This is a genomic window from Pantoea dispersa (assembly GCF_019890955.1).
Taxonomy (GTDB): Bacteria; Pseudomonadota; Gammaproteobacteria; order Enterobacterales; family Enterobacteriaceae; genus Pantoea; species Pantoea dispersa.
Window position 1 is genome coordinate 3,398,110 of the sequence record NZ_CP082346.1, and the last position, 23,245, is coordinate 3,421,354.

22 protein-coding genes and 1 pseudogene are annotated in these 23,245 nt (G+C 59.1%); 12 read left to right on the top strand and 11 right to left on the bottom strand.

The genetic code is table 11. The features are described from left to right. The first annotated feature begins 38 nt into the window (after positions 1–38). The 4 genes from argF (at position 39) to ridA (ending at position 3,164) form a co-directional block, all read left to right on the top strand. Positions 39–1,046: an ornithine carbamoyltransferase gene (argF, locus tag K7H94_RS15930; RefSeq protein WP_222951327.1), complete on the top strand. Its 1,008-nt coding sequence runs from the start codon at positions 39–41 to the stop codon at positions 1,044–1,046. Between the two features lie 241 nt (positions 1,047–1,287). Next, complete coding sequence (pyrB, locus tag K7H94_RS15935; protein ID WP_222951328.1) at positions 1,288–2,223, top strand: aspartate carbamoyltransferase; 936 nt, start codon at positions 1,288–1,290, stop codon at positions 2,221–2,223. Between the two features lie 11 nt (positions 2,224–2,234). Continuing rightward, positions 2,235–2,699: an aspartate carbamoyltransferase regulatory subunit gene (gene pyrI, locus K7H94_RS15940; protein WP_010615964.1), complete on the top strand. Its 465-nt coding sequence runs from the start codon at positions 2,235–2,237 to the stop codon at positions 2,697–2,699. 78 nt (positions 2,700–2,777) lie between these two features. Beyond that, positions 2,778–3,164 (top strand): 2-iminobutanoate/2-iminopropanoate deaminase, encoded by a 387-nt coding sequence (gene ridA / locus K7H94_RS15945; protein ID WP_222951329.1) that lies wholly within the window; start codon positions 2,778–2,780, stop codon positions 3,162–3,164. A gap of 113 nt (positions 3,165–3,277) precedes the next feature. Here ridA and K7H94_RS15950 read toward each other — a convergent pair whose 3' ends face one another. Then, positions 3,278–5,662, bottom strand: a complete 2,385-nt coding sequence (locus tag K7H94_RS15950; RefSeq protein ID WP_222951330.1) for a beta-N-acetylhexosaminidase — start codon at positions 5,660–5,662, stop codon at positions 3,278–3,280. A gap of 278 nt (positions 5,663–5,940) precedes the next feature. Between K7H94_RS15950 and nrdD the strand changes: the two genes are divergently transcribed. Both nrdD and nrdG read left to right on the top strand, forming a co-directional pair. Further along, positions 5,941–8,079: an anaerobic ribonucleoside-triphosphate reductase gene (gene nrdD / locus K7H94_RS15955; RefSeq protein WP_222951331.1), complete on the top strand. Its 2,139-nt coding sequence runs from the start codon at positions 5,941–5,943 to the stop codon at positions 8,077–8,079. Continuing rightward, positions 8,076–8,540, top strand: a pseudogene (gene nrdG, locus K7H94_RS15960) (anaerobic ribonucleoside-triphosphate reductase-activating protein); the annotation flags it as partial. The gene nrdD and the pseudogene nrdG, both read left to right, overlap by 4 nt. Here nrdG and K7H94_RS15965 read toward each other — a convergent pair. After that, entirely contained in the window at positions 8,535–9,569 is a 1,035-nt protein-coding gene (locus K7H94_RS15965; RefSeq protein ID WP_058770680.1) for a permease, read from the bottom strand. The pseudogene nrdG and the gene K7H94_RS15965 sit on opposite strands and share 6 nt — an antisense overlap. Positions 9,570–9,806: 237 nt before the next feature. On the opposite strand from K7H94_RS15965, the gene K7H94_RS15970 reads away from it, so the two are divergent. After that, positions 9,807–10,328 carry a type 1 glutamine amidotransferase domain-containing protein gene (locus K7H94_RS15970; protein WP_021507686.1) on the top strand — a complete coding sequence of 174 codons (522 nt, stop codon included), beginning with the start codon at positions 9,807–9,809 and terminating at the stop codon, positions 10,326–10,328. 34 nt (positions 10,329–10,362) lie between these two features. On the opposite strand, the gene K7H94_RS15975 is transcribed toward K7H94_RS15970, so the two are convergent. Then, the gene (locus K7H94_RS15975) at positions 10,363–10,776 is read right to left on the bottom strand and encodes a YhbP family protein (RefSeq protein ID WP_058759569.1); all 414 of its coding nucleotides are present in this window, start codon (positions 10,774–10,776) and stop codon (positions 10,363–10,365) included. 77 nt (positions 10,777–10,853) lie between these two features. Here K7H94_RS15975 and K7H94_RS15980 point away from each other — a divergent pair, with 77 nt between their 5' ends. After that, on the top strand, positions 10,854–11,141 hold the full coding sequence (locus K7H94_RS15980; protein WP_021507688.1) for a GIY-YIG nuclease family protein: 288 nt from the start codon (positions 10,854–10,856) through the stop codon (positions 11,139–11,141). Here K7H94_RS15980 and K7H94_RS15985 read toward each other — a convergent pair. Both K7H94_RS15985 and ubiT read right to left on the bottom strand, forming a co-directional pair. Continuing rightward, positions 11,125–11,631, bottom strand: coding sequence for a GNAT family N-acetyltransferase (locus tag K7H94_RS15985; RefSeq protein WP_021507689.1), 507 nt, complete (start codon positions 11,629–11,631; stop codon positions 11,125–11,127). The two genes, K7H94_RS15980 and K7H94_RS15985, sit on opposite strands and share 17 nt — an antisense overlap. Beyond that, the gene (gene ubiT / locus K7H94_RS15990) at positions 11,625–12,149 is read right to left on the bottom strand and encodes a ubiquinone anaerobic biosynthesis accessory factor UbiT (protein WP_058759570.1); all 525 of its coding nucleotides are present in this window, start codon (positions 12,147–12,149) and stop codon (positions 11,625–11,627) included. The genes K7H94_RS15985 and ubiT overlap by 7 nt, the downstream gene beginning before the upstream one ends. 205 nt (positions 12,150–12,354) lie before the next feature. Between ubiT and ubiU the strand changes: the two genes are divergently transcribed. The 3 genes from ubiU (at position 12,355) to K7H94_RS16005 (ending at position 15,371) form a co-directional block, all read left to right on the top strand. Then, on the top strand, positions 12,355–13,350 hold the full coding sequence (ubiU, locus tag K7H94_RS15995; protein WP_058759571.1) for a ubiquinone anaerobic biosynthesis protein UbiU: 996 nt from the start codon (positions 12,355–12,357) through the stop codon (positions 13,348–13,350). A gap of 9 nt (positions 13,351–13,359) precedes the next feature. Next, the gene (locus K7H94_RS16000; protein ID WP_058780386.1) at positions 13,360–14,244 is read left to right on the top strand and encodes a U32 family peptidase; all 885 of its coding nucleotides are present in this window, start codon (positions 13,360–13,362) and stop codon (positions 14,242–14,244) included. Positions 14,245–14,360: 116 nt separating this feature from the next. Further along, complete coding sequence (locus tag K7H94_RS16005; protein WP_222951333.1) at positions 14,361–15,371, top strand: luciferase-like monooxygenase; 1,011 nt, start codon at positions 14,361–14,363, stop codon at positions 15,369–15,371. Between the two features lie 3 nt (positions 15,372–15,374). On the opposite strand, the gene K7H94_RS16010 is transcribed toward K7H94_RS16005, so the two are convergent. Continuing rightward, complete coding sequence (locus K7H94_RS16010; protein WP_222951334.1) at positions 15,375–16,292, bottom strand: AraC family transcriptional regulator; 918 nt, start codon at positions 16,290–16,292, stop codon at positions 15,375–15,377. Positions 16,293–16,473: 181 nt separating this feature from the next. On the opposite strand from K7H94_RS16010, the gene K7H94_RS16015 reads away from it, so the two are divergent. Next, positions 16,474–17,220, top strand: coding sequence for an SDR family NAD(P)-dependent oxidoreductase (locus K7H94_RS16015; protein WP_222951335.1), 747 nt, complete (start codon positions 16,474–16,476; stop codon positions 17,218–17,220). A gap of 65 nt (positions 17,221–17,285) precedes the next feature. Here the strand turns inward: K7H94_RS16015 and K7H94_RS16020 are convergent, their stop codons facing one another. The 5 genes from K7H94_RS16020 to rpsO all read right to left on the bottom strand — a co-directional run bounded on the left by K7H94_RS16020 (position 17,286) and on the right by rpsO (position 23,147). Continuing rightward, positions 17,286–19,181, bottom strand: coding sequence for a DEAD/DEAH family ATP-dependent RNA helicase (locus K7H94_RS16020; protein ID WP_058759574.1), 1,896 nt, complete (start codon positions 19,179–19,181; stop codon positions 17,286–17,288). 16 nt (positions 19,182–19,197) lie between these two features. Further along, entirely contained in the window at positions 19,198–19,254 is a 57-nt protein-coding gene (yrbN, locus tag K7H94_RS23315; RefSeq protein ID WP_098053093.1) for a protein YrbN, read from the bottom strand. Between the two features lie 105 nt (positions 19,255–19,359). After that, complete coding sequence (nlpI, locus tag K7H94_RS16030; RefSeq protein ID WP_021507697.1) at positions 19,360–20,244, bottom strand: lipoprotein NlpI; 885 nt, start codon at positions 20,242–20,244, stop codon at positions 19,360–19,362. Positions 20,245–20,436: 192 nt separating this feature from the next. Beyond that, positions 20,437–22,569 (bottom strand): polyribonucleotide nucleotidyltransferase, encoded by a 2,133-nt coding sequence (pnp, locus tag K7H94_RS16035; protein WP_058770684.1) that lies wholly within the window; start codon positions 22,567–22,569, stop codon positions 20,437–20,439. A gap of 308 nt (positions 22,570–22,877) precedes the next feature. Next, on the bottom strand, positions 22,878–23,147 hold the full coding sequence (gene rpsO, locus K7H94_RS16040; RefSeq protein ID WP_010615981.1) for a 30S ribosomal protein S15: 270 nt from the start codon (positions 23,145–23,147) through the stop codon (positions 22,878–22,880). Between the last annotated feature and the right edge of the window lie 98 nt (positions 23,148–23,245).

The following is a 23,245-nucleotide window of genomic DNA, read 5'->3' on the forward strand; positions in this document are numbered from 1 at the left end:
GAATTTTAATTCATTATTGATGTAATACGGAGCGCAGTATGAGTCAGCTGTATTCGAGACATTTCCTGAGATTGCTGGATTTCACCCCAGCCGAAATCACCGGTCTGTTATCACTCGCCAGTGAATTAAAACATGCAAAGAAAAACGCCAGCGAAACCCAGTACCTGAAAGGCAAAAACATCGCGCTCATCTTCGAAAAAGACTCGACCCGTACCCGATGCTCTTTCGAAGTTGCCGCCTACGATCAGGGCGCTAACGTCACCTATCTCGGCCCGAGTGGCAGCCAGATCGGCCATAAAGAGTCGATGAAAGACACCGCGCGCGTACTGGGACGCATGTATGACGGCATTCAGTATCGCGGCTACGGTCAGGCGCTGGTAAAGACGCTGGCCGAATATGCCGGCGTGCCGGTGTGGAACGGCCTGACCACCGAGTTCCATCCGACGCAGCTGCTGGCTGACCTGCTGACTATGCAGGAGCATCTGCCGGGCAAAGCGCTGAGCGAGATGACGCTGGTGTACGTCGGCGATGCGCGCAACAACATGGGCAACAGCATGCTGGAAGCGGCGGCGCTGGTGGGGCTGGATCTGCGGCTGGTGGCACCGAAAGGCTGCTGGCCAGAAGAGGAGCTGGTGGCGCAGTGCCGCGCGGCAGCACAGCACACCGGCGGCAAAATCACCCTGACGGAAGAGATTGCCGAAGGCGTGCAGGGTGCTGATTTCATCTATACCGACGTCTGGGTATCAATGGGCGAAGCGAAATCAGTGTGGGAAGAGCGCATCGCCCTGCTGCGTCCTTATCAGGTGAACAGCGCGATGCTGGCGCTGACCGGCAATCCGCAGGTGAAATTCCTGCACTGCCTGCCCGCGTTTCATGATGACCAAACCACGCTCGGACGGCAGATGGCTGAACAGTATGGTCTGCATGACGGCATGGAAGTCAGCAACGAGGTGTTTGAATCCGACCATAGCGTGGTGTTTGACCAGGCGGAAAATCGCATGCACACCATCAAAGCGGTGATGGTGGCGACGCTGAGTCAGCGCTAAGCCCGCGCGGCGCAAACGTTTACCTCGCGCGTGATTTCTGCTTGATGCGGCTCAGTGAATGCGTATAATGCGCCACAATTTGCCGGAGGAAACATGCAACAGCGCAGCGCACAATTTGCCGCTCCCGTACGCCTGAATGCAGGCGGCGCACCTGTTTCTTTCCGTCATTCATCGATCGCCAGAAAGCCCCTGTAAAGGGGCTTTTTTTTGTCCGCAATCCGGCAGCGCAGAGGAGAGAGCTATGGCCAACCCGCTATATCGCAAGCACATTATTTCCATCAACGATCTCAACCGCGATGAGCTGGAGCTGGTGCTGCATACCGCCGCCCAGCTGAAAGCCCATCCGCAGCCGGAGCTGCTGAAACACAACGTTATCGCCAGCTGCTTCTTTGAGGCCTCAACGCGCACCCGCCTGTCATTTGAAACCGCGATGCACCGGCTGGGCGCGTCGGTGGTGGGGTTTGCCGACGGCAGTAACACCTCGCTGGGCAAGAAAGGGGAAACCCTCGCCGATACCATCTCGGTGATTGGCACCTATGTGGATGCCATCGTGATGCGCCATCCGCAGGAAGGGGCGGCGCGGCTGGCCACGGAATTTTCGGGCGGCGTGCCGATCCTTAACGCCGGCGACGGCGCCAACCAGCACCCGACGCAGACGCTGCTCGATCTGTTCACCATCCGGGAAACCCAGAGCCGCCTCGATAACCTCAACGTGGCGATGGTCGGCGACCTGAAATATGGCCGCACCGTGCATTCGCTGACCCAGGCGCTGGCGAAGTTCAGCGGCAACCGCTTCTACTTCATCGCACCGGATGCGCTGGCGATGCCGTCCTACATCACCGATATGCTGGATGAACAGAACATTGCCTGGTCGCGCCACGACAGCATCGAAGAAGTGATGCCGGAGCTGGATATTCTCTACATGACGCGCGTACAGAAAGAGCGTCTCGATCCCTCAGAGTATGCCAACGTGAAAGCGCAGTTCATCCTGCGGGCGGCCGACCTGGCCGGTGCGCACGATAACATGAAGGTGCTGCATCCGCTGCCGCGCATTGATGAGATCACCACCGATGTCGACAGCACGCCGCACGCCTGGTATTTCCAGCAGGCCGGCAACGGCATCTATGCCCGCCAGGCCCTGCTGGCGCTGGTACTGAATAGCGAACTGGCACTGTAAGGAGCAGAACGATGACCCACGATAACAAACTGCAGGTTGAAGCCATCAAACGCGGCACGGTGATCGACCATATTCCGGCGCAGGTCGGCTTTAAGCTACTGTCACTGTTCCGCCTCACCGAAACCGATCAGCGCATCACCATCGGCCTTAATCTGCCGTCGGGCGAGATGGGACGTAAGGATCTGATCAAAATCGAAAATACTTTTCTGACCGATGATCAGATCAATCAGCTGGCGGTGTACGCGCCGCACGCCACGGTGAATCGCATTGATGAGTATGAAGTGGTGGCGAAGATCGCACCAACGCTGCCGGAACGCATCGAGCGCGTGCTGACCTGCCCCAACGGCAACTGCATCAGCCGCAGCGAGCCGGTGTTCTCCAGCTTTGCAGTGAAGCAGCGCGATGACGATGTGCACCTGAAGTGTAAATACTGCGAGAAAGAGTTCGCGCGCCACGTGGTGCTCGGTCACTGGTAATCGCCCGTTTCCTCCCTATAATGGGGCGAACATTTTCGCGGCGGGCAAGGGTTCGCCGCGCATGCCTAAGGAGAAACAATGTCTTGCGAAATCAGTACTGAAAAAGCCCCGGCAGCGATTGGCCCGTACGTCCAGGGCGTGGATCTCGGCAGCATGATCATCACCTCCGGCCAGATCCCGGTCGATCCGGCCACCGGTGCGGTTCCGGACGATATCGCCGCGCAGGCGCGTCAATCGCTGGAGAATGTGAAGGCGATTGTGCTGGCCGCTGGCCTGCAGGTGGGCGACATTGTGAAGACCACCGTGTTCGTCAAAGACCTGAACGATTTCGCCACGGTCAACGCCACCTATGAAGCGTTTTTCACCGAGCATCAGGCCAGCTTCCCGGCGCGCTCCTGCGTGGAAGTGGCGCGTCTGCCGAAAGACGTGAAGATTGAGATCGAAGCCATCGCGGTACGTCGCTGATTTAGCTGTCATCATTCACACAGCATGCAGGGGGGCGTATCCGTGCGCACCTGGCGTGATCGCCTGGTCGTCATCAATGATGCCCCTGCATAGTTCGTGACTTCCAATCTTCCCTATCTCGACGATCGCAGCAGTTTCTCCAGCGGTCGCACCAGCGCCAGCACCGTTTCATCCTGCACCTGCGCCGCCGCATCCAGCTGGGCGTGCATCTGCGCCACCTCGCCTGCGCCGTAGGCCTGGTTACGCTCCAGTGCGTTCACCAGATCCAGCCCCATCCGGCTCAGCTCTGCGACCTGGCGCACCTGCGGCTGCAGTGCTTTCAGTTGATAATTGCCCAGCACCAGCGGCATCACCGCATCGCTGTTGCGCTGCCAGCGCTGTAGCTGATGGCGCAGGGCGCTGGCGGCAGCATGATCGCCGCGATTGGCAATCAGCGCATCCACCTGCTTATCCAGCAGCCGCACCGGCTCGCTCTCGGCCGGCAGTACGTCCGCCAGCCGGTTCAGCGGCTCAAAATAGTCATAATGCCCGGCCTGAAACTTCAGGTGCTGGCGGGTGTAATACTGCGCGGGTTCCAGCACTTCCGCCAGCACGCGCAGCGGAGTGATATCACTGCTGTTGGCCAGCCGCATCATCTGCACCTCGGCCTGCTGATGCTGCTGCAGGCCGACTGACACCGCCCCCCAGCGATCAATCGCGCTGAGCCGCTGGTACATATTCTCGCTGTCGGTCACATCCTGCGCCGACCACAGCCGCTCCGCCACCACAAAGGCGCGCGGCCACAGCCGCGTATCAATCACCCGGCTATTCACGTTCTCCGCCCACAGCGCCGCTTCACCGCCCAGCAAATCACGCTGCAGCTGAGCGGGCGTGGGCACTACCGGAGCAATACCGGCCGGTATCTGCGCCAGCCTGCTGCCTGTGGTCGGATAGCGCACGTTGCCCACCAGCACGTAGCCGGTCAGGCTGTCACGCGTCAGCGTCACCACCGGCTGAAACGGCCCCATCCAGCTGTCGACGCTGAAGGTCAGCTGCGTCGGCGACAGCCAGCGAATGTCGCTGACCTGGCGCCGCGCCTTGCCGCTGAAATCGATAAAACCGCGCCAGCCGTTTTTGCCCTCAATCAGGGTGAAACTGCCCTGCACCGCGCTGCCTTTCAGACGCGGCATAGTGAACTGCCAGCTTTGCGCCTGATCGTCGGCGCGCAGTTGATCGACGCCGTTCAGCCCCTGCGGCCAGGGATCATTGCGATAGTGATACGCGGCGCTCTGCGGCTGGTCGAGATAAAAACCGGTGGAAAGAATGCCGCGATATCCCTGCTTTATCACTTCGCTCAGCGCGTCCTGCCCCTGCCACGACTGAATCACAATACTTTTCGGCAGGTCGGGATGGTACACCTCATCCCAGCCAAGCATGCGCCGCTGATGCGCGGCGAGAATCTTCTCAACCCGCTGGTTGAACCACGACTGCAGCGCATGGGCATCCTGCAGGCCGTGGTCGCGCATAAACTGCTGAATCTTCGGTGAGGCGTTCCACTGACTGGGATCGACTTCATCCCCGCCGATGTGAATGTAGGGATCGGGAAAGATCGCCGCGACTTCGCCAATCAGCGTGTCGATAAAGCGAAACACCGCTTCATTGCTGGGATCGAGCAAAGGTTTAAATACCCCCCAGCCGCGCTCCATGGCATATGGCCCCGGCGCGCTCATCAGCTCCGGCATCGCTACGGCCAGGGCAGAAGCATGGCCGGGCAGATCGATTTCCGGCACCACGCGCACGCCGCGCTGAGTGGCATAGTGCACCAGCTCGCGCATTTGCTGCTGGCTGTAGAACAGCCCATCACTGGCCTGCTGCTGCAGCTGCGGATAGTGACTGGAAGCAAAGCGCCAGCCCTGATCGTCGGTCAGGTGCCAGTGAAACACATTCATGCGCGCCGCGGCGATACCATCAATCTGCCGCTTGAGGGTTTCCAGCGGCAGGAAATGGCGCACCGGATCGATCAGCACGCCGCGCCACGGGAAGCGCGGCCGATCGTCGATGGTGACAAAGGGAATTTGCGTGCCGCTGGCGGTGTTGGCGATCAGCTGCAGCAGGGTTTCCATGCCGCGCATCGCGCCAAAACGGGTAGGTGCCTGCAGCAGTACGCCACTGCTGCTGACCTCCAGATGGTAGCTTTCGTCGCTGTCCGGTTGCGGTAGCGGATCGACCGCATCGGCAATCCGGACCTGAATGGCGGGACGATCGCTGGCCGGGCTGGCGGGCAGCAGCGCCCAGCCGGTTTGCCGCGCAATGCGGGCGCGCCAGCGCGCTTCGGCCCCTTCCAGGTGATCGCCGGTGATGTGCAGCGAAAATTGCGGCGTCAGGGTAAACGCGCCACCGCCTGCGGGCTGCGTCACCTGCTGTGGCCACGGCATCAGCGGCAGATCGCCTGCCGGTGCGGCCTGCGTGGAAAACGTCAGGGAACACAAAACGGCCAGCAGCGTACGGGGCAGAAGCATGGTGGGCATCCTTGTAAGGCAAAACGATGGGCCGGAAATGGCGCAAAACGCTCATTAAACCTGTTTCGCAACGCAAAGCAAGTTGCAACCGGCTGAAGTTTGTGCGGCTTAAAACTTTTCAGTGTAGCGGCTGTTGACCACTGCACGGCTTTCAGGCGCTGGCCGCGCTTCTTTGCGACAGGTCAAAAACAGTGCGATTAATTCCCTCTGAAACACCACATGTTGCGATTACACTCCTTAAAATTATCTACATGTAGTTTCCAGCGGAGAAAGGGAAGATGGCAACGGTAGTGATTAAGCGTGACGGCTGCAGGGTGCCGTTTGATGCCCGGCGCATTGAAGCTGCAGTGCGGGCCGCCGCGCAGGCCGCCCAGGTTGACGACCTGGCCTGGTGCACGACAGTCGCTCAGCAGGTCAGCGCGCAGCTGGCAACCCAGGCTGAAGTCGATATTCGCGACATCCAGTGTGCCGTGGAAGAAGCACTGATGAGCGGACGCTGGCCACAGCTGGCGCGCGCCTATATCGAATACCGTCACGACCGCGATCTGGCGCGCGAGCAGCGCGGCAAGCTGCACCATGCCATTCGCGGCCTGGTGGAACAGACCAACGCGGCGCTGCTCAACGAAAACGCCAACAAAGACAGCAAAGTGATCCCGACGCAGCGCGACCTGCTGGCCGGCATCGTGGCCAAACATTATGCCCAGCAGCAGTTGCTGCCGCGCGATGTGGTGATGGCGCACGAGCGTGGGGAAATCCACTATCACGACCTCGACTACTCTCCCTTCTTCCCGATGTTTAACTGCATGCTGATCGATCTGCACGGCATGCTGACGCACGGCTTCAAAATGGGTAACGCCGAGATTGAACCGCCAAAATCCATCGCCACCGCCACCGCGGTGACGGCGCAGATCATTGCGCAGGTCGCCAGCCATATTTACGGCGGCACCACCATAAACCGCATTGACGAAGTGCTGGCGCCGTTTGTCACCCTCAGCCTTGAAAAACATCGCCAGATTGCCCGCGAATGGCAGATTGCTGATGTGGAAGCTTACGCGCGCGCGCGCACGGAAAAAGAGTGCTACGACGCGTTTCAGTCGCTGGAGTACGAAGTCAATACGCTGCACACCGCCAACGGCCAGACGCCGTTCGTCACTTTTGGCTTTGGCCTCGGCACCGACTGGGCGGCGCGCCTGATTCAGCAATCGATTCTGCGCAACCGCATTGCCGGGCTGGGCAAAAACCATAAAACCGCGGTGTTTCCTAAGCTGGTGTTTGCCATTCGCGAAGGCGTCAATCGCCGCGCCAGCGACATCAATTACGACATCAAACAGCTGGCGCTGGAGTGTGCCAGCAAGCGCATGTATCCGGATATTCTCAACTACGACAAAGTGGTGGAAGTCACCGGCTCGTTCAAAACGCCGATGGGCTGCCGCAGCTTCCTCGGCGTTTACGAGGAAAACGGCGAGCAGATTCATGAGGGCCGCAACAACATCGGCGTAATCAGCCTCAACCTGCCGCGCATTGCGTTAGAAGCCCAGGGAGACGAAGCCCGCTTCTGGACGCTGCTGGATGCGCGCCTGGCGCTGGCGAAGCGGGCGCTGATGACCCGCATTGCCCGGCTGGAAAAAACCAAAGCGCGCGTCGCACCGATTCTTTATATGGAAGGTGCCTGCGGCGTGCGGCTCAACGCGGACGACGAGGTGGGCAAGATCTTCCGCAACGGCCGCGCGTCGATCTCGCTGGGCTATATCGGTCTGCATGAAACACTCAACGCGCTAAGCGGCAACGCCGTGCATCCGTATGATGCCGCGCACCTGCGCGCAACCGGCGTGGCGATTGTGACGCATCTGCGCCAGGCGGTGGATGCATGGAAAGCGGAAACCGGCTACGGCTTTAGCCTGTACAGTACGCCCAGTGAAAACCTGTGCGATCGCTTCTGTCGCCTTGATGCCGCCGAATTTGGCGTAGTGCCGGGCGTGACCGACAAGGGCTATTACACTAACAGCTTCCATCTCGACGTAGAGAAAAAGGTCAATCCGTACGACAAAATCGACTTTGAAGCGCCCTACCCGGCCATCGCTAACGGCGGCTTCATCTGTTATGGCGAATACCCCAACATTCAGCACAACCTGCGGGCGCTGGAGGATGTGTGGGATTACAGCTATGACCGCGTGCCCTATTACGGCACTAATACGCCGATCGATGAGTGCTACGAGTGCGGCTTCAGCGGCGAGTTCAGCTGTACCAGCAAAGGCTTTACCTGTCCGAGCTGCGGCAATCACGATCCGGCGCGCGTTTCAGTCACGCGCCGCGTCTGCGGCTATCTTGGCAGCCCGGATGCGCGGCCGTTCAACGCTGGCAAACAGGAAGAGGTGCAGCGCCGCGTCAAACACCTTGATACCGGACAGCTGGGATGATGCACATTCATCGCTACTACGATGTGGATATCGTGAATGGTCCCGGCACGCGCTGCACGCTGTTTGTCGCGGGCTGCGAACATCAGTGCCGCGGCTGCTACAACCAGAGCACCTGGCGGCCTGACTCCGGCGTGCCGTTTACGCTGGCCATGGAGGAGCAGCTGATCGCCGATCTGCAGGATCAACACATTCCGCGTCAGGGGCTGTCGCTGAGCGGCGGCGATCCACTGCATCCGCACAATGTGCCGCATATTCGCCGGTTGGTGAAGCGCGTGCGGCGCGACTGTCCGGATAAAGATATCTGGCTGTGGACCGGCTACACCCTGGCGGAGCTGACGGCGGCGCAGCGTGAAGTGATTGCGGAAATCGACGTGCTGATTGATGGACGTTTCATCGAAGCGGAAAAAGATGCGCGGCTGCTGTGGCGCGGCAGCCGCAATCAGACTATCTGGTATCTACGCCAGCCACAGTGCGAGGATGCCGAGCAGCATGCCGCTGACGGCCACGCCGCAGAAGGCGATCCACAGCGCGCGCGGTGGGAACGCGCGATGCAGCATCAGTAGCGACGGCACGCTGACCGCGGGCAGCGTCACCAGCAGCGCCAGCGCCGGTGCGACGCCCATGCCCGCCAGCATCATGGTTTGCACGATGGGGATCTCGGCGGCGGTCGGGATCACAAACAGGCAGCCGGCGATGGCCATCAGCATCACCCAGAACAGCGTATTCCCTACCGCGCCGTCCGCGTGCGGAAACAGCCAGACGCGCGCGGCGCCGAGCAGCAGCACCGCTACGATGTAGAGCGGAATGGTGTTACAGAACAGCCGCCACATCACGCGCAGCCAGCGCGTCACAAACCGTTCATGGCTTTCTTGCGGCAACAGCGGCGCGGCAACGGCGGTTTCCGGCACGCTGCGCTGCACCAGCATGGCAATGCCCAGCACCATCACCCCACCCGCCACCAGCCGAATGGCGGCAAACTGCCAGCCGAGCACAAAGCCCATAAACACCAGCGTTGCCGGATTGAGCAGTGGATTCGCCAGCCAGAACGCCATCGCCGCGCCGCTTGAAACCTGCGCCTGGCGCAGGCCGACGGTCACCGGCGCGGCACAGCAGCTGCACATCATGCCCGGCAGGCCAAAACCGGTGCCGACCAGCGTGGCCCCCAGCCGGTTGCTGCCCATCAGGCGCAGCAGCCAGCGGCGCGGAATCAGCACCTGCACCAGCGAGCCCAGCACCACACCGAGCACCGCGGCTTTCCACACCGCGAGAAAATAGACCATGGCGTAATCCAGCGCGGCGCGCCACGGCGAATCTGCGGCATTAGCAAGAATAGAGCGGCCGATGGAATGGGTTTCTGCGGCCGTGAAGGCTTTGCCATAGTAAGGCTGCCATTTAACGTACCACAGACCGATAAGCACCACGGCGAGGAACAGCAGCGGTTTCCACCAGGCGAAGCGGGCCGCTGGTGCAGGTGAGGCGAATTGGGTCATAACCGGTTCCGTATTCAACTGAATAACGTATGCCGCGCGGAGGGCGCGACGCAGATCCCACAGTGTTATTCAGGTTATGTCTGTGTGCCAGCGTCGTCACGCTTAAACTTGATCTGTCTCCGGAATTTAACCAATCCCGCCTGCGCCGGCTGGCTTGCGTTTCCGCGCTCAGGGTCCAGACTTGTCTGTTGAAACGTGTCACGCACAGCAGGTGCGTGACCAGCAAGGAGGAGAAAGATGAGCAAGAAAATAGCGGTTCTGATTACCGATGAATTTGAAGACTCAGAGTTTACCTCACCGGCCGAGGCCTTCACCAAAGCGGGCCATGAAGTGGTCACCATTGAGATGCAGGCGGGCAAAACCGTGAAGGGAAAACAGGGCAAAGCCGAAGTCAAAATCGACAAGGATATTGACCATGTCAGCCCGGCCGAGTTTGACGCGCTGCTGCTGCCCGGCGGTCATTCGCCTGACGCGCTGCGCGGTGACGATCGCTTTGTCACCTTTACCAAAGAGTTTGTCGCCAGCGGCAAACCGATTTTTGCCATCTGTCACGGTCCGCAGCTGCTGATCAGCGCGAACGGCGTGCGCGGTCGCAAAATGACCTGCGTGAAAGCTATCGCCATCGATCTGCGCAATGCCGGCGCGGACTTTTACGATAAAGAGGTGGTGGTTGATGATGACAAGCTGGTTACCAGCCGCACGCCTGAAGACCTGCCCGCGTTTAACCGCGAATCCCTGCGCATTCTGAACGCAGCGTAAGGCGGTCGCCCGGTGCGCCTCTGTGCGTGCCGGGCTAACGCTGCCAGACAATCTTTTTGCCAAACCCCAGCGCGTTATCGGTCATTTTCAGCTCATCAAGCGTAATTTCCCACAGCGGCGCGGTGACTTTTTTTGCCACCGGAAAGCGGGACTGATAGGCCTTCAGCGCCTGCGCCTCATCAGTCAGTTGTATACGCCCGCGATACTGCACGCCTTTAATCAACAGCACCGTTTTCGGCTGGCCGTTCACCGTGCCGGCGACGCGTGGATGACGTGCCATCAGCGCGCCGTGACGCGTATCCGCTTCGGTCATCAGCCAGAACGCCATGCGCGCTTCATCGAACACGTAGAAACAGTTGGCGCACCATAGCGCATCACCGTCGCTGGCACATAGCGACAGCACGTGCTGCTTTTTCAGATAGCGAATCAGATGAGAATGGTCAGACAAGAGCAACTCCGTGCGTTGATAGCGATGCGGCCGCAGGCGCGTTACACTGCCCGCCAGCACATGAACGAGGTTTGTAAATGGAACAGGGCTGGCAGCTGTATATGCTGCAAACCGCCGCCGGGATGCTTTATACCGGCATCACCACTGACGTCAACCGTCGCCTGCAGCAGCACCAGCAGGGGCGCGGTGCCCGTGCGCTGCGCGGCAAAGGTCCACTGACGCTGGTGTTTCACTGCGCGGCCGGCGATCGCGCGGCGGCTTCCCGGCTGGAGTATCAGGTAAAACAGCTGAGCCGGGCGCAGAAACTGCTGCTGGTTGCCCAGCAGCCAGCCTGCTTAACGGCGTGGTTTAGTCGATACGATTGAAAGGTGCCGAGAAGGCGATCAGCCCTTCTGCCCCATCGAACGCATCGTCCGCCAGTTTATACACCTGAAACGCCGCTTCGCTGCCGGGCCAGCGGCAGTGCAGGCCGTGACGCGCCGCCGGCTCAAAGCCGAGCGGATTGTAGAACTGCGGATCGCCCAGCACCACCACGGCGCTGTAGCTGAACTCATTGAGCGAATCGAGCCCTTCATACACCAGCTGTTTAGCAATGCCCTGACTGCGCACCGAGGCATCAACCGCCAGCGGCGCCAGCGCCACCCAGTTACGATCCTCGCCCTGCAACGTCACCGGACTGAAGGCGGCATAACCCAGCACCTGGCCTTCGTCATCGGTAGCCACCACGCCCAGCGTGAGTAAACCGTCTTCACGCAGCTGCTGTACCAGTTCCGCTTCGGCTGCGGTGGCAAAACTGCGCTTTAACAGGCTGTCGATGCCTGCCGCGTCCACACCAATTTCAGTACGAATCAACATGAGATCCCCGCGCGCGCCTCAGCGGCCTTCGCGTCCTGTGTCATTCCTGCCTCAACAAAAGCAGCCAGCTGCAGCAACCCCGTGCGCAATGGCGTGGGCATGGCGTCCAGTTCTATGGCATCCATCAGATTCTTCACCTCCAGTCCCAGCTCCGTGTCGCCCTCAATCACCAGACGGCGCTGAAAGAACAACATATCGGGGTCGGCTTTGCGTGCTGCTACCAGCAGCAGATCGTTGGCTTCGCCACGAAACCAGACATCTGCTTCGGCGTCGCGCGAAACGGTCAGGCGCCCGTCCTGCAGCGTGGTGATCCAGCGCAGATTGACGTCCGCGATCTCAATGCCGAGATAGCGCCCTTGCAGAAAGTCTAACTCACCTTCAGCCAAAGCATGACGAAATTGCCAGTTTAGGAGTTGTTGCAAAACCGTTTTTTTCACGGCGAATGGTGTTAGCGACACCGGTAAAGCGAGGAATTCCGGCCCTTTTTCAATTAACAGGCCGCGTAAGCGTGCGAACATGCGCTGCACTCCCTTGAGAAAATTTTATCTATATTGCCACATCCGTCGGCTTTCGCCTCAACCGGGATCAAGGAAATCGCCCCGCGTCTGTGCGAAAATTCTCCATTCCGCCCTGGCAATCCCGCTTTCACTGCCTTAAATCAACATTGCTGCACCTGCGCTTCCTTACACTCAACGGCGTTCAGAATCCGGGGGAGGAAATTGTATGGAACTGCTGTGTCCGGCGGGGAATTTACCTGCGCTGAAATCGGCGGTGGAGCACGGCGCTGACGCGGTGTACGTCGGCCTGAAAGATGACACCAACGCCCGCCACTTTGCTGGCCTCAATTTTACCGATAAGAAACTGGCAGAAGCCGCGCGCTTCCTGCATCAGCACCGGCGTAAACTGCACGTGGCGATCAACACCTTCGCCCATCCTGACGGCCTTAACCGCTGGCAAAGCGCCATTGACGTCGCCGCACAGAACGGTGCCGATGCGCTGATTCTGGCCGATATCGCCACGCTGGAGTATGCCGCCAGCCGCTATCCGCAGGTTGAACGTCACCTCTCAGTGCAGGCGTCCGCCACCAATCTGCAGGCCATTCAGTTTTATCACCGCCACTTTGCGCTGAGCCGCGTGGTGCTGCCGCGCGTGCTGTCGATGCACCAGGTGAAGCAGCTGGCGCGCGAAACGCCGGTGCCGCTCGAAGTATTCGCCTTTGGCAGCCTGTGCATCATGGCCGAAGGCCGCTGCTATCTCTCGTCGTGGCTGACCGGCGAGTCGCCGAACAGCGCGGGCGCCTGTTCACCGGCCAAATTTGTGCGCTGGCAGCAGACGGCACAGGGCATGGAGTCGCGCCTGAACGAAGTACTGATTGACCGTTACGCCGCCGATGAGAGCGCGGGCTATCCGACGCTGTGTAAAGGACGCTACGAGGTGGATAACCAGCGCTATCACGTGCTGGAGGAGCCCACCAGCCTCAATACCCTGGCGCTGCTGCCAGAGCTGCTGCGCGCCAATATCGCCTCGGTGAAAATTGAGGGACGCCAGCGCAGCCCGGCCTATGTGGCACAGGTGGCGAAAGTGTGGCGTCAGGCGATCGATCGCTGCATGGCCGATCCGCAACAGTTCACGGTGCAGGCGCCGTGGATGCGCGCGCTCGGTGAACTTTCTGAAGGCAGCCAGACCACGCTCGGCGCCTATCACCGCGACTGGCAATAAGGAGACCGTATGAAATACGCCATCGGCCCGGTGCTGTGGTACTGGCCTACCGATACGCTGGAGCAGTTTTACCAGCGCGCCGCAGAGAGCAGCGCAGAGATTGTCTACCTCGGCGAAGCGGTGTGCAGCAAACGTCGCGCCACCGCGTTCAGTCAGTGGATGGAGATGGGCCGCACGCTGGCGGCCAGCGGCAAACAGGTGGTGCTGAGCACGCTGGCGCTGCTGCAGTCCCCTTCGGAAGTCAAAGAGCTGCGCCGCTATGTTGAAAACGGTGAGTTCTTACTGGAAGCCAACGATATCGGCACCGTGAACATGGCGGCAGAGCGCAAACTGCCGTTTGTCGCCGGTCCTACCCTGAATGTGTATAACGCGCAGACGCTCCAGCTGCTGCTGCAGGAGGGCATGACGCGCTGGTGCATGCCGGTGGAGATGTCACGCGACTGGCTGATTCAGCTGTTGCAGCAGTGCCATGACGCTGGCCTGCGCGACCGGTTTGAGGTTGAAGTGCTCGGCTACGGCCATCTGCCGCTGGCGCTATCGGCGCGCTGTTTTACCGCGCGTTCCGAAAACCGTGCCAAAGATGATTGCCAGACCTGCTGTATTGATTATCCCACCGGGCGCCGCGTGCTGTCGCAGGAGGGCCAGCAGGTATTTGTCCTGAACGGCATTCAGACCATGAGCGGCTACTGTTACAACCTTGGCAACGATCTTGCCGGTATGCATGGCTGGATCGATATTGTGCGCCTGTCGCCGCAGGATGAGAGCACGCTGGCACAGGTTGATCGCTTCCGCGCTAACGAAGCGGGTGAAGCGCCGCTGATGATGGCGCGCGGCAGCGACAGCAACGGTTACTGGCGCCGCCTGGCCGGAATGGCGCTGGATAGCGGCGGTTAAAGGCACATTCCGGCTATATTCCTGCCGTTATTAGCAGTTTTAATATGGGTAATGATGCGTAATACTGACTGGTGCAGGTTTACTTATCACCTGCGCCATCCTTTGCTGGAGTACCCATGTCTGAGAAGAAAACTGTTCGCCTGTCCGTGCTGGATCTGGCCCCCATTCCGCAAGGCTCGTCTGCGCGCGATGCCTTCCATAATTCGCTGGCGCTGGCGCGTCAGGCTGAAGCCCTTGGCTTTCATCGCTACTGGCTGGCCGAACACCACAACATGACCGGCATCGCCAGCGCCGCAACGTCGGTGCTGATTGGCTATCTCGCCGCTAACACCGAAACGCTGCGCCTCGGCTCCGGCGGCATCATGCTGCCCAACCACGCACCGCTGGTGATTGCCGAACAGTTTGGCACCCTGGAATCCCTCTACCCTGGCCGTATCGATCTCGGACTGGGCCGCGCGCCCGGCTCCGATCAGCGCACCATGCTGGCGCTGCGCCGTCATCTTTCGAGCGCCCAGGCCGACAGCTTCCCGGAAGATGTGGCCGATCTGATCCGCTGGTTCGATGCCGAAGAGGGCGAACATCCGCCGGTGCAGCCGGTGCCTGGCCTCGGGCTGAAAATTCCGGTGTGGCTGCTGGGTTCCAGCCTGTATAGCGCGCAGCTGGCGGCGCAGCTTGGTCTGCCGTTTGCCTTTGCTTCGCACTTCGCGCCAGACCTGCTGTTGCAGGCGCTGCACCTGTATCGCGAAAAATTCCAGCCCTCTGCGCGTCTGGCAAAACCTTACGCTATGGTGTGTGTCAACGTGGTGGCGGCAGACAGCGATCGTGATGCGCGCTTCCTGTTCACCTCGATGCAGCAGCAGTTCATTAATCTGCGCCGCGGCAAGCCCGGCCCGCTGCCGGCGCCGGTGGAGAACATGGATAACCTGTGGTCGCCGTCCGAACAGTATGGCGTGCAGCAGGCGCTGAGCATGTCGGTGGTGGGCGATAAAGGTAAAGTGCGCCACGGCCTTGCCGCGCTGCTGCGCGAAACCCAGGCGGATGAGATCATGGTCAACGGCCAGATTTACGATCCGCAGGCGCGCCTGCGTTCGTTCGCGCTGGCGATGGAAGCCGCACGCACACTGTAAGCCTTACTGCGGTGGGGAGAGGAGTCCTTCCGGCCCCACCGCCATCTTGCGCACATCGCGCGCCGGTGACTGGCCATAAAAACGGCTGTACTCCCGGCTAAACTGCGACGCACTCTGATAGCCTACCCGATAGCCCGCCGTCCCGGCATCCAGCTTCTCAATCATCATCAGCCGGCGCGCTTCGTTGAGCCGCAGCTGCTTCTGATACTGCATCGGCGTCATCGCCGTAACCGCTTTAAAGTGATGGTGCAGCGATGAAATGCTCATGCCAACGCTGCTGGCCAGCTGATCCACCTTCAGCGGCTGATGAAAGTTTTCGCGCAGCCAGCGCGCCGCGCGCGCCACTTTATTGCCCGGGCGCTCGGTCAGCGCCATGTTCAGAATACGCGGCCCTTCCGGCCCGGTCAGCAGGCGATAGAAAATCTCCTGCTCAATCAGCGGTGCCAGCGCGGCGATATCCTGCGGCTGATCCAGCAGCGCCACCAGCCGCATCACCGCATCCACCAGCGACGGCGCGACTTTATGGACGGTAATGCTGCGTTCGGGGGCAGCGCTGCCAATCTGCTGCGGCGGGAAATGCTCCAGATAGCGCAGCAGGCGCGCTTCGTTGATGGTGATGCCGACGCCAAGACAGGGTTTCTCTGGCGTCGCCAGCACCACGCAGGACTGCACCGGCATGTCCATGGTGACCAGCAGCAGATCGCCCGGCCCGTAATGCATCACATCATCGCCCATGCGCAGTGCTTTCTGGCCCTGGGCCATCAGCGCAAACCCCGCCCAGCTGGCAATATGCGCCAGGCTGGAGGGGTGCGAGCTGCGGCCAAAAGAGAGAAAGTCAATCGCGCTGGCGGTACGCCCATCCTGCTGCGCGTGACGGGCAATCATCGCCACCAGCTGCTGCCACTGTTCCTGATGAATCATGCGTTATGCACTCCGCGATGAAAAATCACTGAATCCCCATTCTTACCTGCCGATGCGGTTGCGCCTAGTCCCTGCGCCACAGATTTGCAGGATCGTGCAAAAAGCTTGCAGGATTGCGCTACCGCACAAAGCGGCAACAGCGCATGCTTTACTCACCCGAAATCTCAGGTGGAGAGACACAATGCAAGCACTTGAAGGCAAAATTGCGCTGGTGACGGGCGCGTCGAAAGGCATTGGCGCCGCCATCGCCATGACTTTCGCCGCGGCCGGCGCCCGGGTGGTGGTGAATTATCGTCAGGATGAAGCGGGCGCGGCGGATGTGGTGACCGATATCTGCGCGCTGGGAAGCGACGCCATCGCCGTACAGGCCGATATATCCCGTGAAGCTGAGGTGCAGCGTCTGTTCGCCAGCAGTATTGCGCAGTTTGGCGCGCCAGACATCGTGGTCAATAACGCCGGCATGTTTCACCATGGCGACTTCGCCAGCCTCAGCGTCAGCGACATGCAGCAGCAGCTCAACGTCAATCTGCTCGGTACGCTGCTGGTGTGCCAGCAGGCGGCGCAGCATTTTCCGGCGCGCGGCGGCTGCATCATCAACCTCAGCGCGCTAAACAGCCAGCGCAGCCTGCCCGGCTCGGTACTGTGGTCAGCGACTAAAGGCGCGATCGACACCTTAACGCAGGGGCTGGCACGTGAGCTGGGCCCGCGCAATATTCGCGTCAACGCGCTGGCACCGGGGATCATTCTGACCGAAGGGCTGCTGGCAGCGAAAAAAATGAATGCAGAATTTAAAGCGCAGCTGATCGCGGCCACGCCGCTGGGACGCTTTGGTCTGCCGGAGGATGTGGCGCAGGTGGCGCTGTTTCTGGCGTCGGAAGAGTCGGCTTATGTTACCGGTGAGCGGGTGCTGATTGCTGGCGGCGTGTAAAGCCCGCGTTACAGACATAAAAAAAGGACGCTTGCGCGTCCTTTTTATTTTTAAGCGATTAACGCTTATGCATCACGACGACGTGGTGCAGCTGCGCCTTCGTCGCGACGTGGGCCACGGCCACCTTCACGGCTGAAACGTCCGCCTTCACGACCGCCTTCGCGACGCTCAGAGAAACGACGCGGTGCGCCACCTTCACGGTTGCCACCCTCGCGGTTACCACGACGCTCACCACCGAAGTCACGACCGCCGCTACGACGCTCGGTGCGCTCGTGTGGCTGTGCATCGCCCAGCAGCTGCATATTCATCGGCTTGTTGAGAATACGCGTACGCGTGAAGTGCTGCAGGACTTCACCCGGCATGCCTTTTGGCAGCTCGATAGTGGAGTGAGTACCAAACAGCTTGATGTTACCGATGTAACGGCTGCTGATGTCGCCTTCGTTAGCAATCGCGCCCACGATGTGACGCACTTCAACACCGTCGTCACGGCCCACTTCAATGCGGTACAGCTGCATTTCGCCAACGTCACGACGTTCGCGACGTGGACGATCGCCACCTTCGCGGCTGTCACGGCTGTCACGACGTGGACGGTCGCCGCCACGCTCATCGCGATCGCGGAATTCACGACGCTGTGGACGTGGTGCATCCGGTGGCAGAATCAGTGGACGTTCGCCCTGCGCCATTTTCAGCAGTGCAGCGGCCAGCGTTTCCATATCCAGCTCTTCTTCTGGCTGCATTTTAGCCAGCAGCGCACGGTACTGATCCAGATCGCTGCTTTCCAGCTGCTGCTGAACTTTCGCAGCGAACTGCGCCAGACGACGCTGACTCAGCAGCTCGGCGTTAGGCAGCTCAACTTCCGGAATAGTCAGCTTCATGGTGCGTTCGATGTTGCGCAGCAGACGACGCTCGCGGTTCTCAACGAACAGCAGCGCACGGCCAGCACGACCCGCACGACCGGTACGGCCGATACGGTGCACATACGATTCGGCATCCATCGGGATGTCGTAGTTAACCACCAGGCTAATACGCTCAACGTCCAGACCACGGGCCGCAACGTCAGTCGCGATCAGGATATCCAGACGACCGTCTTTCAGGCGCTCCAGCGTCTGCTCACGCAGCGCCTGGTTCATGTCACCGTTCAGCGCGGCGCTGTTGTAGCCGTTACGCTCCAGCGTTTCTGCGACTTCCAGCGTGGCATTTTTGGTGCGCACGAAGATGATGGCAGCATCGAAGTCTTCCGCTTCGAGGAAGCGCACCAGCGCGTCAGACTTACGGCCGTAAGCGGTCCAGTAAGACTGAGAAATGTCCGGGCGTGTAGTGATACTGGACTGGATGCGCACTTCCTGCGGATCCTTCATGAAACGCTTAGTGATACGGCGAATCGCTTCCGGCATGGTTGCAGAGAACAGTGCGGTCTGATGACCTTCCGGGATCTGCGCCATGATGGTTTCAACGTCTTCGATGAAGCCCATACGCAGCATTTCATCGGCTTCGTCCAGTACCAGACCACGCAGGCTGGACAGGTCCAGGGTACCGCGTTTCAGGTGATCCAGCAGACGGCCCGGGGTACCAACCACGATCTGTGGACCCTGGCGCAGTGCGCGCAGCTGCACGTCATAACGCTGGCCACCGTACAGGGCCACGACGTTAATACCGCGCATGTGTTTAGAGAATTCTGTCATCGCTTCAGCCACCTGAACCGCCAGTTCGCGGGTCGGCGCCAGCACCAGGATTTGCGGTGCGCGGACAGAAGGATCAACGTTGTTCAGCAGCGGCAGCGAGAACGCTGCTGTTTTACCACTACCGGTCTGCGCCATACCCAGCACATCACGGCCCGCCAGCAGGTGAGGAATACACTCAGCCTGGATTGGCGATGGCTTAACGTAGCCCATACCGTTCAGTGATTCGAGGATGTCGGCGTTCAGGCCCAGATCAGCAAAAGTGGTTTGAATATCAGTCATGTAGTACACGTGCCTCTTAGATTGCGGCGGCCAGTCTACATAACTCGTCGTGAAAACTTTCAGTCATTTTCATCAAAAAGTGTGAACCGGCTCAAATTAGAAGTTTTGACGAACAGAAAAGCCCTCACCTGTTCAGGCGATGACTTTACGGGTAAATCAGGCAATAAAAGTTCGTCAGCTATTGCTGGTCAGATTCTGATAAATCGTCTTGTGTCTGGCCGAGTTGCGCCAGTTCCAACAATGCGTATCGGTGTTCAACAAAGTTATTGACGTTGTTGGCCACCGCCAGTTTGAACAACGCTTTCGCGTCGTCCTTCTCCCCCAGACTTAGGTAGTACTTACCTAAATAGAAGTTGGTTTCACTGAGATGTTCAGCGAGCGAGGTGTTATCCGTTGCGTCCGCCTTGAGACGTTCCATCAATGTTTTTTCACTGATGTCGCCCAGGTAGAACTCGACAATATTCCATCCCCATTGGTCCTTAGCCGCCTTGTCGTAACGCTGTTGTAGCGTCACTTTTGCCTTATCGGCGTCCATCTCGCGTTCAACGAGGTAGAGCCACAGGCTGCGGAACGGATCGTTAGGATCGTCTTGATAAAACGCCAGCAGATCATCTTGCGCTAACTTGTATCGACCGCCGTAATAGAGGGCGATACCACGGTTTAAATGCGCATAGTTGTAAGTTGGATCAAGCTCAAGTACAGAATCAAACGCTTCATAGGCAGCATCAAAATTGCCTGCCTGCGTTAAGTAAATGCCGAGATAGTTAAACACTTCCGGCATATCCGGTCTGATAGACAGCGCTTGCGAGAAATCGTTCCGCGCCAGTGCCCTCAGACCCAAACTATCATACAACACTCCGCGCTCATATAACAGCTGTGCGCGTTCATCATCGGTCAGGGCCCGACTGGCAAGAATTTGTTCCATTCGCGCCAGAATAACCTCTTGCTGCAGTGTGGGCTGCAAAGGTACTGCCAGAACTTCGTTCTTACGCCAATTGGAGTTGCTGCATCCTGCCAGCGTGATAGCTGTCGCAACAAAACACCAGCGCAAAAAAGGCTTCATTTCCCACTCCCGAATACAAACATTGGGATAACCATCCTGTCATCCGCCTGCTATGCACAAGGGTTCCCGCCCTCGCGATGATACCCGTCCTGCTTCAGCTGCACTGACACGCTGACCAGCGCGCCACGCATTCCGGGTATACAAACACCGCTCCCCGCCAGCTGGCAGGGAGCGGCTGATCAGGAAAAACGCTTACTCGGCGTCAGGCGTCGTCACCGCAGCGGTTTCTTCTGCTGGCTTCTGCTCTGTCGCTTCTTTGATGCTGAGACGAACGCGACCCTGACGATCCACTTCCATCACTTTAACTGGCACTTCCTGACCCATCTGCAGGTAATCGGTCACTTTCTCTACGCGCTTGTCGGCGATCTGAGAAATGTGTACCAGACCTTCTTTACCGCCGCCGATCGCCACGAAAGCACCGAAATCAACGATACGGGTCACTTTACCGGCGTAGATACGGCCCACTTCGATCTCAGCGGTGATCTCTTCGATGCGACGAATCGCTTCTTTGGCTTTCAGGCCGTCGGTCGCTGCGATCTTCACGGTGCCATCATCTTCGATTTCGATGGTGGTGCCGGTCTCTTCGGTCAGCGCACGGATAACCGAACCGCCTTTACCGATGACGTCTTTGATCTTGTCTGAGTTGATCTTGATGGTATAGATACGCGGCGCGAACTCGGAGATCTCCTGACGCGGCGTGCTAATCGCCTGTTCCATCACGCTCAGAATGTGCAGACGCGCACCCTTGGCCTGGTTCAGTGCCACCTGCATGATTTCACGGGTGATACCTTCAATTTTGATGTCCATCTGCAGCGCGGTGATACCTTCACGGCTACCGGCTACTTTGAAGTCCATATCGCCGAGGTGATCTTCGTCGCCGAGGATGTCAGACAGCACCACGAACTTCTCGTCTTCTTTCACCAGACCCATCGCGATACCGGCAACGGCCGCTTTGATCGGTACGCCAGCGTCCATCAGTGCCAGCGATGCACCGCACACGGAAGCCATAGAAGAAGAACCGTTCGATTCGGTGATTTCAGACACGACGCGCACGGTGTACGGGAACGCATCCTGTTTAGGCATTACTGCCAGCACGCCACGCTTCGCCAGACGGCCGTGACCAATTTCACGACGCTTCGGTGAGCCAACCATACCGGTTTCGCCCACGGAGTACGGAGGGAAGTTGTAGTGGAACAGGAAGCTGTCAGTACGCTCGCCCATCAGCTCATCGAGATTCTGTGCGTCACGCGCGGTACCGAGGGTGGCAGCGACCAGCGCCTGCGTTTCACCACGGGTAAACAGCGCAGAACCGTGGGTACGCGGCAGTACGCCAGTGCGCACGTCCAGACCACGGATCATATCTTTTTCACGGCCATCGATACGCGGTTCGCCGTTCAGGATACGGGTACGCACCACGTTCTTTTCCAGGCTGTGTACGATGTCACCGATTTCGGCATCATCCAGCGTTTCGTCTTCAGCCAGCAGTGCGGCGATGGTTTCGTCTTTGATGACGCCAACCTGCGCATAGCGCTCCTGCTTGTCAGTGATACGGTAAGCATCGCTGATGCGCGCTTCGGCCAGGGCGGCAACGCGTGCGATCAGCGCATCGTTCGCCGGCTCTGGCTGCCAGTCCCAGCGTGGTTTGCCTGCTTCAGCCACCAGCGCATTGATGTTTTCAATTACAACCTGCTGCTGGTCGTGGCCGAACACCACAGCACCCAGCATCTGGTCTTCGGTCAGGATGTCCGCTTCAGATTCCACCATCAGCACTGCATTCTGCGTACCGGCAACCACCAGATCCAGACGAGACTGTTTGATCTCATCCGCGGTTGGGTTCAGCACGTACTGATCGTTGATGTAACCGACGCGTGCCGCACCGATTGGGCCGTTGAACGGAATGCCAGACAGTGACAGCGCAGCAGAAGCACCGATCATCGCAACGATGTCCGGGTTAACCTGCGGGTTCACAGATACCACAGTCGCGATAACCTGTACTTCGTTAACAAAACCTTCCGGAAACAGCGGACGCACCGGGCGGTCAATCAGACGCGCAATCAGGGTTTCGCCTTCGCTTGGACGGCCTTCACGACGGAAGAAGCTGCCCGGAATACGGCCAGCGGCGTAAGTACGCTCCTGGTAGTTCACCGTCAGAGGGAAGAAGTCCTGACCGGCTTTAGCTTTTTTCTGGCCCACGACGGTAACGAATACCGCGGTGTCGTCCATGCTTACCATTACTGCTGCGGTGGCCTGGCGCGCCATCATGCCGGTTTCCAGCGTGACGGTATGCTGACCATATTGGAATTTGCGTACGATCGGGTTCAGCAAAATTTAAGTCCTTAAATTCGTGGCAAAGCCTGCTCGGCCCGCCGGGGATTACCGATCTTTAGTTGCATCCTCGCGACTAATGACAACCCTTAACCGCCCCTGCGGTAAAGCCTCTCATTAGCCGCGCGAACCTCTGCAAGCAAAGATCACTCTCAGCAACAATACATGAGTTTGGTCCGGATTGCTGCGGATTGCTCGAAAAAAGGGGCCATAAAGGCCCCCTTTTCGCGAAACTCGCACAAATCTGATCGCCAGATGCGGTTTTTTGCATACTGCATGCGCTACATCGTTGATCAGATTCTTCAGACTTAGCGACGCAGACCCAGGCTTTCGATCAGGCTGGTGTAACGTGCAACGTCTTTACGCTTCAGGTAGTCCAGCAGCTTACGACGCTGGGATACCATGCGCAGCAGACCGCGACGGCTGTGGTGGTCTTTCTTGTGCTCAGAGAAGTGACCCTGCAGGTGGTTAATCTGAGCAGTCAGCAGAGCAACCTGAACTTCAGTTGAACCGCTGTCGTTAGCGCCACGACCGTATTTAGCAACGATCTCTGCTTTAGCTTCTACGCTTAGAGACATAATAAACTCCAGTAAAAAATGAATGTATGGGTGCCGATCTCTAATTCAGCAGCCCGCTTTTAAAGCCGCGCTATTCTACTCTTCGCCCGGTAGCAACG